The sequence below is a fragment of the Cyclobacterium sediminis genome, assembly GCF_054781075.1.
In genome coordinates this window covers 463,919-476,410 of record NZ_BAAGVC010000002.1, presented here as the reverse complement: position 1 = coordinate 476,410, position 12,492 = coordinate 463,919, and the positions used below count along the sequence as shown (strand labels likewise).

The 12,492-nt window shown below is 38.3% G+C and carries 9 protein-coding genes and 1 pseudogene; 2 read left to right on the top strand and 8 right to left on the bottom strand.

Annotation, left to right across the window (positions count from 1 at the left end; genetic code table 11):
• Positions 1-195 (top strand): hypothetical protein (locus tag ACYVHJ_RS02400; protein WP_460512231.1); only part of this gene is annotated, 195 nt, incomplete at its 5' end.
• 146 nt (positions 196-341) lie between these two features.
• Here the strand turns inward: ACYVHJ_RS02400 and ACYVHJ_RS02395 are convergent.
• Together ACYVHJ_RS02395 and ACYVHJ_RS02390 are read right to left on the bottom strand one after the other, a co-directional pair.
• A complete protein-coding gene (locus ACYVHJ_RS02395) occupies positions 342-644 on the bottom strand; it encodes a helix-turn-helix transcriptional regulator (protein ID WP_460512229.1) in 303 nt (100 codons plus the stop codon).
• Between the two features lie 8 nt (positions 645-652).
• Positions 653-934 carry a type II toxin-antitoxin system RelE/ParE family toxin gene (locus ACYVHJ_RS02390; protein WP_460512227.1) on the bottom strand — a complete coding sequence of 94 codons (282 nt, stop codon included), beginning with the start codon at positions 932-934 and terminating at the stop codon, positions 653-655.
• A 424-nt stretch (positions 935-1,358) separates the two neighbouring features.
• Between ACYVHJ_RS02390 and ACYVHJ_RS02385 the strand changes: the two are divergent.
• Positions 1,359-1,606 (top strand): annotated as a pseudogene (locus tag ACYVHJ_RS02385) (IS91 family transposase); the annotation flags it as partial.
• A 287-nt stretch (positions 1,607-1,893) separates the two neighbouring features.
• On the opposite strand, the gene ACYVHJ_RS02380 reads toward ACYVHJ_RS02385, so the two are convergent.
• The 6 genes from ACYVHJ_RS02380 to ACYVHJ_RS02355 form a co-directional block, all read right to left on the bottom strand.
• Positions 1,894-3,432 carry a rhomboid family intramembrane serine protease gene (locus tag ACYVHJ_RS02380; protein WP_460512225.1) on the bottom strand — a complete coding sequence of 513 codons (1,539 nt, stop codon included), beginning with the start codon at positions 3,430-3,432 and terminating at the stop codon, positions 1,894-1,896.
• A gap of 163 nt (positions 3,433-3,595) precedes the next feature.
• Positions 3,596-4,066 (bottom strand): DUF4738 domain-containing protein, encoded by a 471-nt coding sequence (locus tag ACYVHJ_RS02375; protein WP_460512223.1) that lies wholly within the window; start codon positions 4,064-4,066, stop codon positions 3,596-3,598.
• Between the two features lie 289 nt (positions 4,067-4,355).
• Positions 4,356-5,054: a hypothetical protein gene (locus tag ACYVHJ_RS02370; protein ID WP_460512221.1), complete on the bottom strand. Its 699-nt coding sequence runs from the start codon at positions 5,052-5,054 to the stop codon at positions 4,356-4,358.
• A gap of 1,403 nt (positions 5,055-6,457) precedes the next feature.
• Complete coding sequence (locus ACYVHJ_RS02365) at positions 6,458-8,161, bottom strand: right-handed parallel beta-helix repeat-containing protein (RefSeq protein ID WP_460512219.1); 1,704 nt, start codon at positions 8,159-8,161, stop codon at positions 6,458-6,460.
• 118 nt (positions 8,162-8,279) lie between these two features.
• Positions 8,280-10,451, bottom strand: a complete 2,172-nt coding sequence (locus ACYVHJ_RS02360) for a ligand-binding sensor domain-containing protein (protein ID WP_460512217.1) — start codon at positions 10,449-10,451, stop codon at positions 8,280-8,282.
• 694 nt (positions 10,452-11,145) lie between these two features.
• Positions 11,146-11,541, bottom strand: a complete 396-nt coding sequence (locus tag ACYVHJ_RS02355) for a VOC family protein (protein WP_460512215.1) — start codon at positions 11,539-11,541, stop codon at positions 11,146-11,148.
• Positions 11,542-12,492: the final 951 nt, after the last annotated feature.

Genomic DNA, 12,492 nt, shown 5'->3' with positions numbered 1-12,492 from the left:
TTCTCCTTGCATCTTCGGAGAACTTTTGTAATTCACTCATTTTGTCCGATTATAGGTTTACAATTTTTAATTAAATTGTGTCAACCTATTTCAGTACACGACCGGATTATTGTAGCGAGATTCCACCCCGATAAACCGGGGCAAGTTCTGGTCTTTGAAAAACAAATAGAAACAGATGAATTTATGCTGGATTAGAAGGTTTGATAACCGTGGATCATTGGTAATTCCGTTCATTTCCAATTGCAAATTGGAAAGGATAGTAGGGGGTTTTGCAAACCTACACTCAGCTCACGAAGGCTTAAACTACACCTAGGGGGGCCAGCCGTCAGAATGCTTAGTTATTAGGTAACGTTTTTATTTTTGAAGTGTTTGATTTCGTTCAGTTCAGATTCTTTCATTTCCTTTTCCTCCTCAATATCATAATCGTCTTGGATTCCAAGCCAGAATTTTGCAGAATTTCCAAAATATTTACTTAATCGTAAAGCCGTGTCAGCAGTAATTCGACGATTTCCTTTAATAATTTCCGAAATTCGGGTTTGTGGGATTTTCAAATCCTTTGAAAGTCGGTAAGCAGTAATTTCTAGAGGCTCAAGAAATTCAAAATTCAAGATTTCTCCAGGATGTACATTTGCTAACTTTTCCATTTTTTTTTTTAGTGATAATCAATTATTTCCACTTCACTTGCGTTTCCTTTGTCCCAAATGAATATAATCCGCCATTGTTTGTTAATCCTAATACTGTAATATTCGCTTAATTTTCCAGTCAGTTTTTCAAGTCGGTTTGAGGGTGGAATTCTTAAATCTGCAATGTCTTGCGAGTTATTCAACATTCTCAATTTCCGACGTCCAACGTTCTGAATTTCTATCGGCATTTTTTTGACCCGGATTCCGTTCCAAATCTGTTCGGTCTTTTTCGAGCCAAAGGAAATAATCATAATTTCGTCTTACGTTACTAACGTCAAAGATAAGTAAAATATTTTAATTTACAACGGATTTTCTCAAATGGTGCCTAACGGCTCTGGCGATGGCAAGTACGGGAATTTAAAACCGAATCTTTGTCCGCCAAACCGAATGTTATTAAGTTGTAATATCTTCATTTTTAAGTAGTCATCCCGCATTTGCTATAGCCGATGTTGAACGAATCCTGCTAAGGCAGGAAGCCGGCTTTAGTGCCGTTTCTTCCTACATTAGACTTATCATTAATATTCAACATTTTAAGCTATGAAAAAAAGCAATCTATCATTGAAAAAGCCTGTGAAAATGTACCAGGCTTTGATTTACAACTCAAAAGACTCCGTAGATCAATAACCATTTCGGGGACACTTCATAACTTCCCCAGAGAATTGGGATCTTACATAGGGTTTTACCCGCATCAGGCATTATGGCATCTTGGCCAGTGCCTTCAAGGCAACACATAAGGTCAGTATCGACAGTCAGATCGGTCAGGTCGTAATAGAAGTAGGAGAAAAACCGGCTTCCCTGTTCAGAAAGTGTTCTTATTGCAAAACGGAAGAAAGCATACTCTGGCGTGCTTCGACCAAAGAGGGCCTCCAGTCACCTGGTTTAACAAAACCAAGAAACAAAATAATAAGCCTCAATTAGCTTAAAGGGACAGGTATGTCCAAATGGTAATAACAGCCTAAAATTCACTCCAAAACCGTTTACCTATTCAATAATAAATACTAAAAAAAGGAACTCTAGGACAAAGAACAATTTAAAAACAGCAACTTTTTCATCCTCACATCGCTAAAAAAGCAAAAGAAGAAAATCATTCCCCATAGTAAACCAAGTTCCCAACACCCTTCAATGTTTCATTGAAGTTTACCCTGAAAGTTTCTCAGGGTTCAACACTGCATTCAGACTAGGCTGTTCCAGCCATCAGAATGCTTAGTTATTAGCTTGCGTTTTTTATTAATTTTTCTTTTTCAATTAGTATCAATATTCCTCCTATTATGAATCCGCTAATTAGCCCGCCAATGTGGGCAGCGTTATCAATTCCGCCTAGTAATCCGAATAGCAAACTTACCCCTGCATAAAGTCCTAGTAGCATCCAAGTCATTCCACGCATATGATTCGGATAGATTTTGAATACGGTAAAGGCTAAAATTAAACCATAAAGCCCGAAAATTGCTCCCGAAGCTCCAACACTAATTGTATTCTCGTGCCAATAAATGCTGGTTAAACTGGCAAGAATTCCGCAGACTATAAAGCTCAATAACAATTGGGTTCTTCCTAGTATTCCTTCTAATAGACTTGCACCTAACCCTAAACCGAACAAGTTCATAAACAAATGCAGTAGTCCTCCGTGAATAAATACGGAAGTAAAGAGTCTCCAATATTCTCCGTTCATTACTTCAAACCTTCTATTTCCACCAATTTCTAAAAGTTCTTTTGGTGTAGGTGAGATAATATTAAGTCCTGAAAATATCATTACCACAAAAACAAGAATATTCAAAAGAAGAAGGATTGCAGTCGCTTTATTTGGTCCTCTTGGGTCGAGAAATTCCAATATATCTTTAAGGTCATCTTCTTTTAATGGCTTGTCCTTTTTAAAGTCTCTTAGTTCTTTTTCGTCAATTTTTGGAATGATTACCATCAATAGCAGAACAAAAGCTCCTATCCCAAATGAACCGAATATCCACGGAAAGGTATTCCCAAGTCTATGCTCAAAAACGTCAGATTTAGGGACAAGAATGATTTGTTCCGATTCCTTGATATTGGGATTCTTTTCTTTGATTGCTTCTATAAAACCGTCTCTGTCGTCCGAGTAACCAAGTTTTTCAAAGTATTTCGCATTTTGGAAATTATAAGTGTCAAATTCTCTTTCAGATTTCTCAAGGAAACTTCTGTATTCAGTATCTTTTTTATCATCACTAATTCGATTGCTCAAATTCTTTGTGTACTCAACTCCATACCAAACATTATCGGAATTTTCAAAAGGACAGGATAGATATAGATAGAAGTTTAGATTGTCATTGTTTCTGCCTGAAGTCCTTGCTGTGACATATGCAAGACTGGCATTTTTGTCAACTCTAAATGAGCTGATATCGAAGTACTTTTCATCGCTCTGGCTTTTAGTTTCGTAAGCGTTGGTAATTGACACTAAGTCAAATGAAGCTTTTTCAATATAAGTCTGGCTTACAATAATGGGGACTGCAATTGCTGCCGCCATAGCAAATTGATAGCCGAAATATCCGTTATCTCTTTTGCCTCTTATGTTTAGAACTCTGATTCTCCTTCTAAGCCAAATTAGTATTGGTATCCATGGAAGAGCAAAGGGAATCCAAAAATTAAGCAAGTCTTCTTTTAATGGAAGAACTCCGAGTTTAATGTCAAAAGTCCACCTGAATAGGTTGTAAAAAAGAATAGTCCCAATTGAGACTACTAAAAATGGTAAGTATACTTCCTTTATTTTTATTCCAATGTTGTTCAATGTTCGATTCGGTTTTTTAATGCAAGCTAACGGCCCTGGCTATGGCAAGTGCGGGATTTTGAAAGCGATTCTTTGTCCGCCGGACCGAATGTTATTTAGTTGTAATATCGTCATTTTTAAGTAGTCAGCCCGCATTTGCTATAGCCGATGTTGTGTGCTGCCTTTATATTTCTTCGTCAATATGTTCTTTTATTTTAAAGGTCTTTGTTTTCAAGTCGAAATAGTGATAAAATGCGACAGACCAATCAGTTTCTGGTTTGTTTATAGCTCCAAAAAATTCAATTGTATCATTTTCAATTCCGTTAAACCAATATCCGTGAAAATCAGCAATTTTTAGAAAGTCATCTCCTGTCAACTCCAAAAAGTCACTTTTTCTCAAAACAGTGTCCATCAGAATTTCATTTGATCTTCTTACTAGTAAGTGCTTTTCGCTGTCTCTGTATTTGTCAATATACTTTTTTCCTTCAATTACAAATTCGTTAGTCACATATGAGTCAAGGGATTTACTTTTAATTGAAATTTTCAGATTCTGAGAAGAAATGATTGTGTCAAATTCTACAGTAACAATTTCTTCAGGGAAGTATCTTTCAATGACATTTACATCATTTGACCTTTGATTTTCAGAAATGGTCAAGGTGTCGATTTACTCATTAGTGCTTTCAATTTTTTCAATTTTCTGGTCAGCTGTTCTTTCGTCATTTTTTTGTTCTCCGCAGCCTAAAAGCAAAAGAGTCGATATCAATATCAAGAATTGGTTTCTCATTGTTATTTTTTAGGTTGCACACAACAACGGTCTCGGCTATGAGTAGTTGCGTGGGTTAGCACTTAACTTTGCAAGTACACACCAAGTTGGAAATTCCGCAGGAATTTCCAAAGTAGGCGAGAACAAGCAATTACTTATAGCCATTGTTGGCGGTAGTTTTTTATTCGTTCATTTTTATTTTGTGTTCAGTATATTTCAAAGATTCAATGTCCGAAATATTAAATCCTTGTTCAGAAATATAGTCCACATTTTCTTTCATTGAAACTTGAATTTCTTTTTTAATGGTCAGATTTCCATATTCTTCATAGGCTTCTGGTAAATAGATTGAAAAAGATTTTCCATTTCTAAAGGTTCCAATTTGCGTGTCTCCATATTCGTTTTCAGGGTCTAAAAAGAACAAGTAGTCTTCTTGCGTGTCAGTTTTATTTTTAGAAAATCCAATTGAAAGTTCGGGAATCGCTGTATTTTCCTCATATCCACTTAACCAACCAACAAGATTGTGATAAACATAAAAACTAATCGGGTGGTCAACTTTGATTATTTTCCAATCTCCGTATTCCGCAATTCCGAAACTGTATATTTTATATTCTTCATTTCCTGAAAGTTCTCCATATTCTTTAATTCCTTTGAGAATGTAACTTTCAGTTGTGCTTTTTGTAAGTATAAATCTGTCGTAATCTTCGCTCTTTATTTTCTTTAATTTTCCGAGGGTCGGTTTTTCTTGTTCAGCGGTATTTTCTTTAGTCTCAAAACTATTAGTGTTTTGACTAATTGGATTGTTTTCCTTTTTCCCTCCAAACTGATTGAAAAGAATTAAAATAATTACTATTGCGATTACGCCTATTATTATGTACTTCATTTGTTTTTTCAAATTACCGCCAACTTATTTATATGCGCAATTTTATTACACAATATATCCGCATGTGGTTGAATTGGTGTAATTTTATTACCTTTTATTTTTAGAATATCTCCTTTAAATTCCGAAGGATTGATATTTATGTTTTTCTTACCAATCCATATCAAAACCGTTCTGATTAACGTTTTTAAATAATCCTGATTGTCAGCGGTTAACCATACTGATTATTTAACCTACCCCCCCCTTAGCTCTAAAAATAAATAAGTTTCATATATAGAGGATTGGTGCTAAGGTGCAGCAAAAGTGCACTTTATTCGCCTTCCAACTACCTCTAAAACTAAGGAATAAATACTAAATAAAAAAACCATTGAACCCTTAAACAGGGGTTTTTGGTCAAATGCTTTGGTTAAAAACTAAAAAATGCGGCCAAAAAGGCGGAAATCTTCGGCTAAAAGGTTCAATTAGCCACTTTATAACTGGAATTTTGAAGTAAATAACTGCAACGAGTAGGTTAGCTTCGACAGGCTCAGCCTCCGGGAGGGTAGGTTATCAACATTTTCAATTCCTACGGCTTCGACAAGCTCAGCCTCCGGGAGGGGATTCCTACGGCTTCGACAGGCTCAGTCTCCGCCAAGTTTAACGAAGTGTAACTTGGACCTTCAATGCTGAAAGTTTTCGAATTCATTCAAATTGATTAACGAAATCTGCTCAATAGGAATGGGCTTTAGCCCATTTATAAAAGCCATAACAATTCACCCGGCTTTAGCCAAAATTTGGAGGAGAGATGGGTGCTGGAAAAATTAGCCATCAACCAAGGTTTAGCGCCTAATTAATCTTTTTATTCTTGAAAGGTGAAGATTGGGCTAAAGCCCCGAAATATAATATTACAATCTAATCCCCCAGCTGAAGCTGGGGGCTATTGATAATCAGAAATCAATTCGATTTTAAATTAGATACTCGACTCCGCTGGCTTCGACAAGCTCAGCCTCCGGGAGAGGGTACCCACGAATGCTGAAAGTTCCAACTGGTTCAAGTTTAACGAAGTGTAACTTGGACCTACAATGCTGAAAGTTTTCAACTTTCTTAAATAGATCCTAAATTCAATTCAGCTAGAAATAGCCGGGTGGTTGCTAACGTTTTTCGATTCCTACAGCTTCGACAAGCTCAGCCTCCGGGAGGGTAGGTTATTAACATTTTCGGTTCCTACGACTTCGACAAGCTCAGCCTCCGAGAGGGTAGGTTATTAACATTTTCGGTTTCCAACTGGTCCAAGTTTAACGTAGTGTAACTTGGACCTTTAATGCTGAAAGTTTTCAACTTTCTTAAAAAAAACCTAAGTTCAACTCAGGTAGCTTTAGTCGCATGGTTTATCCTTGGATAGCCTGTTGCCCTTCCTCCTTCTGGTTTTAATTGGTGTTTTCAGTATTATTAGCTACCTGCCCGTATTCATGTACTTTAACATGAATTTGAGGTGGTGCAGAACTTATGATTTGGTTGTTTTTTATTTCAGCTCCTCTGGGAATTGCCGGATCATCACTGTGTATTTCTTGCAACCAGGGAAACCGTTCGCTCCAGGGGGCTTGATTGATGGGAACTGCATTCAATCGAGGCCATAAGGACAATTCACGGTCGACCAGGTGGTGTTTAAACCAATCATCATATCCTCTTGCATCGTATACAATGGATGCAAGCGGGCAATTTTTTATCGTATTGTTACTAATTTGATTGTGGCGACCACCACCAATCAATATTCCGGAAGGACTGTCTTCAATGTGATTATTGACCACACTAATTCCTGAGGCCAAATCATCTAAATAAATGGCCCAATTGTGATGGTGACTTGCTTGTCCCAGTTCACCGATAGTATTGTCCCGAATCACGGTCCCGCCCATGGTCCAGTCTCTACCGCAATAAATGGCGCCGGCATCCGAGGTATTTAAACATACCTTTCTGATTTCATTTTCAGCTATCAAATGATCATTCCCGGAAAATAGAATGGCATTATGAGGCGCAAAACTAATATGGTTTCCTTTCACAATATGCCCTACCCCAGTCAATTTAACCGCAGGGGCATACGTTTTTACATGCCTTGAAAAATAACTGATGGAACAGTTTTCTACAAAATGAGATGCCTTTGTTAAAGTATTTTTATCTCCACCTGAAAGCAAAATACCGGCGTCTCCTAAATATTTAAGCGTACTATTGCTTACCCCACAGTTATATCCGTCAGTTATGGCTACAGCAGACCTGCCTAATCCATACATCTCAGACTGATCAATGGTTACCCATTTGGAATTGGTAATATTGACAGCCAGATTATTATGATACTTAAAATTTATATTTTCAATTTTTATTTGATTGCAATCTTGAATCTCCAAAAGGGTGAAATCTTGGTAGGCAATCTGAATGGACTCGACTTCTTCATCTGAAAAAGAATGAATAAAACGAATGGTTCCTGTCTTGGGGTTGTAATAATATTCATTTTCTGTATCCACATATTCCGGTTGATTGATAGCGTAAAAGAGTCCCCCTGAGGGCGCTCCCATTCCATAATTGTGTGGCGCTGCAAGTTGGATCTCACCGGATAGGGGGTTGATGGAGTCCACCCGAATAATTTCATCCGCCCATTTATAAGTCCAGTACCCATTTAGAAACAAGGGCAAATCTTTGTTATAATTTTGTAAGAGTTGAGCGGATAAGAATTTCGGAGGCAAATGCTTGGTTTCCTTATCTTTTGGCTTTTTACCGGCCCTAATGATTGAATCTGCTTGTATAAAGCCTTCATTGGGATAACGCGATATGGACAATGGGTTGCCGGCAATATAGATTTCGGGCCAACCGGCATAGCCCTTGAATGAATCCGGCCAAGGGGTCATTATTAACTTTGAGTCAGTATACTCATACAACCCGATGGCTTTATCCAGACAGGTTAAGTCTTCAATTGGCAGGTCCATGCTGGAGGTGATGGTTACCCCATTGGGCGATTCGGCTTTGATCACAAGGTTATTTACACCCGAGAGACGTAAGGGTTGGTCTACGACGTACTTTCCATCGGGAATCACCAATACCGAATCCTTATTTTTTATAGACAGATCAATCCTACTTTGCAAACTTTGCTGCTGTTTGCATGAAAAAAGGGAGCATCCCAGAATGATAATTAGTGTTAGCTGACAGAATTGAGTGCACTTTATTGGGATCATTTTATCGCTCATTGAATGTAGAGGTAAATTATTCTTCCTTGATTATCTCAAAATAACGTGCCATCCAATATGGCAAAAGATATTCATCTCCGCAAAGCTCCCTAACATCCTGATCAAAGAATCCTGCATCGACCTGAAAAGAACTGGTATTATGACGGTGCATGCACCTTTCCATTGGTGAAAGAGGAGTGCTAAGGTAATCATTCCTGAAATTCGGTGGGCTGAATATCAAATCTTTACGGTGTGAATTATTGATCTTGTATCTTACCAGGTCAAGCGGATACTCTCTTAAATGCCAGAAAATAGAGGCTTCATCATTCAAGCCACTTGAAGCATAGGCTATCATATTCCAAAGAGCATTTCTTTCCACCTTCTCAACTTCCCAATGGTTTTGTATCGCTCTTTTGTAGGACTCTTTAAATTCAGGGAATGCATAACTTGTAAGCACCCAGTACGACATAAAAGCGAGATGATCATCAACATGGTTCCATCCGCCCATGCCCATATCAGCGCCATCGTGAATATAACCGGGTGTTTCTTTGAATTTGTTTACATCCATAAGCATATTATCCAAATAGCCATGCTCGTTTATCATGCGGTAAGCCTCAGTCTTATAAATCTCTTTCCCTGTAAGGGCATAAGCCATCTGCAAACCCGCAATCAGTTCCACACTTCGGGTTCTTCTGTCTACAATGGTCTTCGGGAACCAGTTGACATATTCAGGGTTCCATCTCCCCCATTTGGTTGGTTTTCCGTCAATATCAGTAAAATAGTAGTCGTTCTCAAGCAAATGGTTCATTACCTGGTCGAAAAAGTGTGCTATTCTCGCCCTTTCACTTTCAGTTTTGACTACAAATTTGTCCATCATAAAAGTGACAAACAAATAGCTTACAAATTCATCCGCACTGGTATGTCCTTTCCATTCCCATTCCGGGTCTGGAGAATCTCTCCATCTATCTACGTCTGAATATTTGAAACCCTTCCGCTCAAATGTCCTTGATGGAAATCCATCCATTTGATTGACAGAATGCAACCTCTCATATGCCTCAAAAGATTCCCAGGCATAGCGAAGTGCTATCTCCTCACCAGTAACGGCATATCGCAGGGCCTGGCTACCAAGCCAGAAAGATGTCCAGCTTCCGTCATTGTCGGTATCCGTCGCCACAGCAGTGGTCACATCCCCCGGCACTTTCAGGTGAAGCTCTGAAGAAAAACCATATCTCATATGCCTTTGACGTATCTTGTTTTGAAAAAACGCAGCCTTTTTTGCCAATGTCATTTCCTTGTATACTACTTTATTGAGTCCGGAAGGAGTAAGTAAAAATAAGTTTCCTTCATTGTCTGAAGCCATGTCAATGACTTTATCCCTGTTCAACCATCTTTTTGAAGCAAAATACCTGAAGTTACCGGAGGGCTCCCGAAGAAAAGCACCTTGAGGAGTACCGGCCCATAATCCTTTATTGTTCACTACAATTGAACGAATATCCGGAACAGGTACTTTGGTCTGGAGAGCAAATGTTTCCTTACCTGAACTGATGTCAATTCCATAATATCCCTCTGGACTGCCTATCAATACCTCATTATTTCTAAAAGCAACTGAATTAATGCTACTTTTTTTATGCAGTTCAACAAACTTTGATTGGTTAGCTAAGCGATAAATCGTATTGTTTATCAAGGTAAAAAAGGTGCCGTTATGAATGTATACAGCTTTTAAACTCCCATCCGGAATTTTAATTTCTTTTTCCTTTCCTTCGGAAACCATTGTTACAACTTTATCCCCGGCAAGATAAACTGTACCATCTGCTGATACTGCTATTTTTTTATGCTTGCCCTTCTTTAGATTCCCATAGGGCACTCCTGCATAGGCATTGGTCAACCATTTATCATCATACAAATAATAGATGTATTGGGTTTTTTCTTGTAAACAGATGTCTACAGGAACTCTTTTGGAAAGTGGGGAATATAGATTATCCTTAGCAAGCACATCGCCGAAGCCTCTTAGAAGGCCTTTGTTGGACAATACAAAAACATTATTGTCATAATCCACCACTATTTTCTGCATTGTGGCCCCTTTAATATCCTCATTCAATTTGTATTTGACCGAAACAGGCTGTAAAAACCCTTTATCAGGCTCAGCTCCATAAAGTCCACTTGCAAACAAAACAATTACCCCAACTATAAACCATTTAATCATACGCATCTTTCAAGATTTTTTTTGTTGTTTATTAAAGATCAGGCCTCCAATTGCCTCTTGCAATCGCTTTAATAACAACCTAATTTTCTTACGATTCCAACTCTTTCTAAGGAAGTGACCTAATCCGGGTTTAAGCATTTAAAGTATTAGGAGTGACAAGCATACCATGCAGATCTTTTGTCATAGGCCAATTTCCCAACCTGCTTCCTTTTCCAAGAAAGAATCATTTCTTTGAATATACTTCTCTCTCAGGCTATTGGGCCACTTGGTCGGTGCAGTATTAGGATCATAATAAATTTATTTTCCTGCAGGCCACCGGAAAATCCATCAGGGCTCGCTGGGTCTATCATTTATGGACTATCGGGAGGACAGCCCATTCCTCCCTACTTATTTTGATCTAAATGAATTGGCTAACGACTGGGTGATGGTAAAAAATTCTTACCCATTGCTTAGGGACAAGTGGAAAGCACCAAAAAAGCCAGATAAAGCCGGTTTGATTCGCTTGGGTCTTCCTTGTTGCTCTTGCTTATTGCAATTTTGTGAAATAAAGTGTCCTCTAAGGCTCAATTTATAGTAAAGGGCTAAAGGAAACAGGGTGAAAAAGAAATTGGCACACCAAAGGATTTAGAATCCCTAAGAAGGTGCAAAGGATATAACTTGTCCTGATCATTGGGTTCATATCCAAAGGCTTTTTCCCGGATCAGGGATTAAGGACGGGGCCTGCTGAGCGATCTTTCCCAACTATAAAAACGGTGCCTGCCGGATCCATAATCCAATGGTTTTCTTTAGGTATTTGTTCCAATTCATCGCAAGTTTCCACTCCCTTGTCTTTTAAGTATTTCGTCGCCTTTTCAACATCAGGGGTTTTTAATTCAAGCCAGGTTTCTGAATGGGTGTAATTGTCCACGCAATCCAACCATAGCGTATTCGAACCAAATTTCACTTGGTGAGTACGTGAAACAGTTGGATTGCTGATCGGCTTTTCGGATACGCTTAGCTGGAGTATGTCACGGTAAAATTCAACTGTTTTTTCATATTTAGCTTTCGGAATTTTTATTGCAATGTTTATCCCACCATCAAATTCTATTTTTTCCATTTTCTTTCGGTTTTTTCTTGCTTGTAGGGTCGCGAAGTGCCTGATAACCTACTTTATAATTACCTATAAAGATAATAAGAAGTACCAAACAATCAGCCCCCTGCACCAAGCCCTAACCTGTAAAATACAGGACAGGTTATACGCGCTATATGCCCCTAGCCTTTCAGACAGCTAATGGGATAATCCGGTATTAATATTATCGCTTCCATCACTTTTAACACCCTATCCTATTTCGTAGCTTTTTGCCGGAAGTCCTGAGCACGGTCCTTGAGCCTGTCGAAGGGTGCCGAAGGGATCCTGAACATTTCTCATGGTGCAACACGGTATTTATACCAGGCTGTTCCAGCCGTCAGAATGCTTAGTTATTGCAGCCATTATTCAATTCTTTTACTACCGTTTGAATCAATTTTAGAATAGGATTAAATAATTTATCTGTGATGGTCTCGATCATTCTTCCAAAATCGATGGATTGTATCTGAGAAAAACGCTTTCCTTCTAGTACGAAAAGCAAACTTAAGTTTCATGGACTTACTTCTTTCGATTGCTTCTTCAAAGATCCGGGATTGGTCAAGTCAACGTGTTAGTTAATATCGTTCTCTTTGCTGGACAGCTATTATTGTTTTGTGCCTAAGATTGACAAGCCAGGAATTGCGAATCCTGACTTATCAGACTATAGCTTAAAAATTCACCCCCAGGTATATGTTTGGTTCTATAGCAAAGTAGTTTGCCCATTTATCATCCAACTCCTTAAATCCATCAGGCGCATTGTTATCAAACATCCAGTGGTTGAAGTGAATTTGAGGTGCTGTAAAAAATCGTTTTTTCTTACCAATTGCAATAGGGTAACCCAAATGGTATGTTTTATAAATTTAAAACCCATTTCCAACTTTGTTACCGTCTAGATCCTGATAGGTTTGAAATTGCAGACTTAGTAGTGAAATTTGGTTTTCT

Coding starts and splice junctions, on each gene's coding strand:
- ACYVHJ_RS02395 (WP_460512229.1), bottom strand. CDS start 644: ATGGAAAAGTTAGCAAATGTACATCCTGGAGAAATCTTGAATTTTGAA.
- ACYVHJ_RS02390 (WP_460512227.1), bottom strand. CDS start 934: ATGATTATTTCCTTTGGCTCGAAAAAGACCGAACAGATTTGGAACGGA.
- ACYVHJ_RS02370 (WP_460512221.1), bottom strand. CDS start 5,054: ATGAAGTACATAATAATAGGCGTAATCGCAATAGTAATTATTTTAATT.
- ACYVHJ_RS02360 (WP_460512217.1), bottom strand. CDS start 10,451: ATGCGTATGATTAAATGGTTTATAGTTGGGGTAATTGTTTTGTTTGCA.
- ACYVHJ_RS02355 (WP_460512215.1), bottom strand. CDS start 11,541: ATGGAAAAAATAGAATTTGATGGTGGGATAAACATTGCAATAAAAATT.